5 protein-coding genes and 1 pseudogene are annotated in these 5,160 nt (G+C 72.0%); 2 read left to right on the forward strand and 4 right to left on the reverse strand.

Annotation, left to right across the window (positions count from 1 at the left end; genetic code table 11):
- Positions 1 to 234 (forward strand): annotated as a pseudogene (locus RH94_RS43235) (cytochrome C oxidase subunit I); the annotation flags it as partial.
- 19 nt (positions 235 to 253) lie between these two features.
- On the opposite strand, the gene RH94_RS13175 reads toward RH94_RS43235, so the two are convergent.
- The 3 genes from RH94_RS13175 to RH94_RS13185 all read right to left on the reverse strand — a co-directional run bounded on the left by RH94_RS13175 (position 254) and on the right by RH94_RS13185 (position 2,529).
- Positions 254 to 448: an antitoxin gene (locus RH94_RS13175; RefSeq protein WP_073947859.1), complete on the reverse strand. Its 195-nt coding sequence runs from the start codon at positions 446 to 448 to the stop codon at positions 254 to 256.
- A gap of 95 nt (positions 449 to 543) precedes the next feature.
- Positions 544 to 972, reverse strand: a complete 429-nt coding sequence (locus RH94_RS13180) for a hypothetical protein (protein WP_073947791.1) — start codon at positions 970 to 972, stop codon at positions 544 to 546.
- A 99-nt stretch (positions 973 to 1,071) separates the two neighbouring features.
- Positions 1,072 to 2,529, reverse strand: coding sequence for an MFS transporter (locus tag RH94_RS13185; protein ID WP_073947792.1), 1,458 nt, complete (start codon positions 2,527 to 2,529; stop codon positions 1,072 to 1,074).
- Positions 2,530 to 2,850: 321 nt separating this feature from the next.
- Here RH94_RS13185 and pgm point away from each other — a divergent pair, with 321 nt between their 5' ends.
- Positions 2,851 to 4,491 (forward strand): phosphoglucomutase (alpha-D-glucose-1,6-bisphosphate-dependent), encoded by a 1,641-nt coding sequence (gene pgm / locus RH94_RS13190; RefSeq protein ID WP_073947793.1) that lies wholly within the window; start codon positions 2,851 to 2,853, stop codon positions 4,489 to 4,491.
- Positions 4,492 to 4,511: 20 nt separating this feature from the next.
- Here the strand turns inward: pgm and RH94_RS13195 are convergent.
- Positions 4,512 to 5,160, reverse strand: a 649-nt coding sequence (locus RH94_RS13195; RefSeq protein ID WP_107428703.1) for a polysaccharide deacetylase family protein, incomplete at its 5' end; no start/stop codon positions are given.

Consider the following 5,160-nt stretch of genomic DNA (forward strand, 5'->3'; position numbering starts at 1 on the left):
ATGCAGTGGCTGACCACCGCGCAGCGCGAGGAGATCGAGGAACACTACGTCCGTGACTGCCTGCTGCGGGCCCGGGCGGACCTGCAGCGGGTCGCCGACCGGTGCCGCGCGCTGCGCGGCGAGTACGAGGAACGCTACCGCCAGTTGCGGGCACGGTGCCTGACGCTCGTCCTGGCCGTCCTGGCCGTCCTGGCCGCGGCGGGGATCCTGGCCCTGGCCGTCGCCCGGCCCTGAGCGGGCTCCTCCGGCGGGCTCAGCGCGGCGGTTGGTCCTGGTCGGGGCCCTGCTCGCCGAGCTGCTCCCTGATCCTGTCCTGAGCGGTGTCGACCTGGCTCCTGTACTTGCCCTGGGTCCGCTCGTCGACGTAGTCACCCGCCTTGTCGACGCCCCTGTCGGCTTGCTCCTCGTGACCCTTCATCAGTCCCTTGAGCTTGTCCAGCATGCCCATCGCATACTCCTTCGCTCCGTCGGTCATTCCCAGAATGACCGACCGCCGTACCGGCTGCATCCGCAGCGGCCCGGGGGAAAGGGCGAGGAGGAAGGTCAGCGGGCGCACAGGTCCTCGGCGGGCGGAACGCCGTCGAGCAGCCGGCGGCCGTCCCGCTCGGTGACGTGCCAGGCCGTGCACAGGGAGTCGTCCCGCGCGGAGCGCAGCAGGAGGAAGTCGTGGCCGCCCCGGTGCCCCACCCGTGCCCGCAGCGGGGGCGGGTGCTCTCCCAGCCGGCCGAGGAAGTCGGCGGCGTAGCCGTCGGAGACGGTGTCCTCGTCGAACAGCGTCTGGAGGGCGTCCGCGTCCCCGTCGGCCGCCGCCTTCCCGACCCTGTCGGCCAGGGCGGTCAGGGTCGGCGCCCCGGGTGGTGCCTCGGTCGCGATGGAGTAGCACACCACACCCAGCCAGGTACCCAGACCGGTGATCAGCGCGATCAGCGCGAGACGCGACTTGTTCGAACGCTTCGGGCGTTCTTCCGGCACTGGTCTTCCTCCCCGACACGACCGTGTACGTACCTCCCACTCTCCCACGTGCGGCGACGAGGGCGGGCACGGGTCGCCCCCGCCGCCGGCGGTGACGGGTCACGACCGGCTGCGGGCGTGCTCGTACAGCGCCTGGGACGTGGCGACCAGTTCCCCGCGCTCCTCCACGGACCCCACCATCGGCCGGGAGCCGTCGAGCGGCACCTGGGCGCTCTCGGGCAGGAACTTCACGGTCACCAGTCCGACGACACCGGCCGCCATCAGGTAGAACGCCGGCATCATGTCGTTGCCGGTGGCGTGCACCAGGGTGGCCGTGACCAGCGGAGTGGTGCCGCCGAACGCGGCGACGGCGACGTTGAAGCCGATGCCCATGGCCGCGTAACGGACCGCGGTAGGGAAGAGCGCGGGCAGGGTGGCGGCGCTCGGCGCGGCGAAGCAGGCCAGCAGGGTGGAGAGGACCAGCACCCCGAGGACCGGCGGCCAGGTTCCGTGCATCCTGATCAGCAGGAAGGAGGGAACGGCCAGGACGATCATCGCGGCCGCCGCGACGCCGTAGACCGGACGCCGGCCGACGTGGTCGCTGAGCCGGCCGACGAAGGTGATCAGCAGCACGATCCACACCATGCCCACCAGCACCAGAACGTCGGCGGAGCCGCTGGGGCGGTGCAGGGTCTCCGTCTGGTAGGTGGGCAGGTAGCCGGTGACCATGTAGTTGGTGACGTTGTAGAGCAGCACCAGGCCCATGCAGACGAGCAGCGCACCCCAGTGGTTCCTGATGATGGTCCTGAACTCGCTGCCCGCCGACTTCTGGGCGAGGCTCTTCTCGTGCTCGTCCAACTGCTGCTGGAAGGCGGGCGTCTCCTCCAGTTTGAGCCGCATGTACAGACCGATCACGCCGAGCGGGCCGGCGATCAGGAACGGGATCCGCCAGCCCCAGGCGAGCATCTGGGCGTCGTCGAGGAGGAACTGCAACACGGTGACCAGGGCGGAGCCCAGCGCGTAACCGACGAAGGTGCCGAAGTCGAGCCAGCTGGAGAGGAAGCCGCGGCGGCGGTCGGGGGAGTACTCGGCGACGAACGTGGTGGCGCCGCCGTACTCGCCGCCGGTGGAGAAGCCCTGGACCATGCGGGCGACCAGCAGCAGGACCGGGGCGGCGATACCGATAGTGCCGTAACCGGGGATCAGGCCGATGGCGAACGTGCCGATCGCCATCATGATCATGGTGGCGGCGAGCACCTTCTGCCGGCCGATCCGGTCACCGAGCGGGCCGAACACGAGGCCGCCCAGCGGCCGCACCACGAAAGCCGCGGCGAAGGTCGCGAAGGAGGAGATCACCTGGGCGCCGGGCGAGACACCGGGGAAGAACACCTTTCCGATGGTGGCGGCCAGGTAGCTGTAGATGCCGAAGTCGAACCACTCCATGCAGTTGCCGAGGGCGGAGGCGCCGACCGCCCGCCTGAGCAGCGGGGGCTCGACGACATGGACGTCCTCCTTGCGCAGGGCGCGCCTGTGCCGCCGCGCCCGCCGGGCCATTTCCTCGCGGGCCTGCCGCGGCATGCCCGTCGCACGTTCCCGCGGCTCTTCCGCGCCGGCGGAACCGGCTGGGCCGTCGGGTGTCACATCCACCACCACGCCACCTTGCTCGTCCGTCCGTGTGTGCGATGTCCGGGAACCCTGATCGAGGACCGGATTCCGGTACGCGCCGACCGGCTGCCCCGGACGGCGTTCTTCACACCCGCAACGCCGCATCCCGCGCTCCCGGGTGCCCCGGCGACGCTCCGGGGAAGGAGCAAGGGCGACTCGCCTCCCCGGCAGGGGGGAGGATGAGATCGCGAGTGGACAGCGGACTCAGGAGCGACCCGGAGGAGCGTGGGTGCCATGCAGCACGAGCGAGCGGGCAAGCCGGCCCGGCCCGAGGACCTGATCGACGTCGCCCGGCTGGTGACGGCGTACTACGCGCTGCACCCCGACCCCGCCGAGGCGGGGCAGCGGGTGGCGTTCGGAACGTCCGGACACCGCGGATCGTCACTGGCGACCGCGTTCAACGACGACCACATCGCCGCGACCAGCCAGGCCATCTGCGAGTACCGCGAACGCCAGGGCACCGACGGCCCCCTCTTCCTCGGCTCGGACACGCACGCCCTGTCCGAGCCGGCGCGGACCACCGCGCTGGAGGTGTTCGCGGCCAACGACACCACCGTGCTCATCGACACCGCGGACGGCTGCACCCCGACCCCGGCGGTCTCCCACGCGATCCTGACGCACAACCGCGACCGCGCCTCGGGCCTCGCCGACGGCGTGGTGGTCACCCCCTCGCACAACCCGCCCGGCGACGGCGGCTTCAAGTACAACCCGCCCAGCGGCGGCCCGGCCGGCTCGGACGCCACCTCCTGGATCCAGGACCGGGCCAACGAGATCATCGCGGGCGGCCTGAAGGACGTGCGCCGCATCCCGTACACGCGGGCACTGGCCGCGCCCGGCACCGGCCGCTACGACTTCCTGGACGCCTACGTCTCCGACCTGCCGAGCGTGCTCGACCTCGACGCGATCCGGGCCGCGGGCATCCGCATCGGCGCCGACCCGCTCGGCGGAGCCTCCGTCGCCTACTGGGGCCGCATCGCCGAGCAGCACCGGCTCGACCTGACCGTGGTCAACCCGCTCACCGACCCCACCTGGCGCTTCATGACGCTGGACTGGGACGGCAGGATCCGTATGGACTGCTCCTCGCCGTACGCGATGGCCTCGCTCATCGGACAGCGCGACCGCTTCGACATCGCCACCGGCAACGACGCCGACGCCGACCGGCACGGCATCGTCACCCCGGACGCCGGGCTGATGAACCCCAACCACTACCTCGCCACGGCCATCTCCTACCTCTACGCCCACCGCACCCGGTGGCCCGCCGAGGCGGGCGTGGGCAAGACACTGGTCTCCTCCGGCATGATCGACCGGGTCGCCGCCGAGCTCGGCCGCCGACTGGTCGAAGTGCCCGTCGGCTTCAAGTGGTTCGTGGACGGGCTGATCGACGCCTCGCTCGGCTTCGGCGGCGAGGAGTCCGCCGGAGCGTCGTTCCTGCGCCGGGACGGCTCGGTGTGGACCACCGACAAGGACGGCATCGTCCTGGCCCTGCTCGCCTCCGAGATCACGGCAGTCACGGGCAGGACACCGTCCCAGCACTACGCCGACCTCACCGCCCGCTTCGGCGAACCCGCCTACGCCCGCATCGACGCACCGGCCTCCCGCGAGGAGAAGGCACGCCTGGCCGAGCTGTCCCCGGCCCAGGTCACCGCCGGCACCCTCGCCGGCGAGCCGGTCACCGCCGTGCTCACCGAAGCCCCGGGCAACGGCGCCCCCATCGGCGGCATCAAGGTGACCACCGAGAACGCCTGGTTCGCGGCCCGCCCCTCGGGCACCGAGGACGTCTACAAGGTCTACGCCGAGTCGTTCCGGGGACCCGGCCACCTCTCCCAGGTGCAGGACGAGGCCAAGCAGGTGGTGCTGACGGCACTCGGCGGCTGATCCGCCCGGCCGCCGCGGCGTCAGCGCACGGGGAAGCCGAAGGAGTAACCCCGCTGCTTCAGCCGGGGCAGGACCTCGCGCAGGGCGGCGACGGTCTGGGAGCGGTCTCCGCCGGCGTCGTGGAACAGGACGGTCGGGCCGTTGCCGACCTGGTTCTCGACGGTGGCGACGATGGCGGCGGTGCCGGGGCGTTCGAAGTCCTTGGTGTCGACGTTCCAGCCCAGCGGCCGCATCCCCCGGGAGGCGGCGAGCCGCCGGCTGTACGGGGTGAAGGCGCCGCCCGGAGCGCGGTAGTACTGCGGGCGGACGCCCCCGGAGGCCCGGGTGATCATGTGCTCGGCGTCCAGGATCTGCCGCGACTGGTAGCTCTCGGGTTTGGTGTCCATGGCGGTGTCGTGGGAGACCGTGTGGTCGCACAGCCGGTGCCCGGCCGCCACCACCGCCTTCACCAGGTCCGGGTGCGCCTCGGCCTGCGTGCCCACCATGCAGAAGGTCGCCTTCACCCCGTTGTCCCGCAGCACCCGCAGCACCTGCGGCGTCCAGACGGGGTCGGGCCCGTCGTCGATGGTGATGTTGACGCCCCGGGCGCCGCGGTCGGAGGCGTGGACGATGTCCGCCGACACCGGCGCCGCCCCGGGGTCCTGGGGGCGCGCGCCGGGTACGGCGGGG

Origin of the sequence: Streptomyces kebangsaanensis (assembly GCF_001906585.1) — a bacterium.
Taxonomy (GTDB): Bacteria; Actinomycetota; Actinomycetes; order Streptomycetales; family Streptomycetaceae; genus Streptomyces; species Streptomyces kebangsaanensis.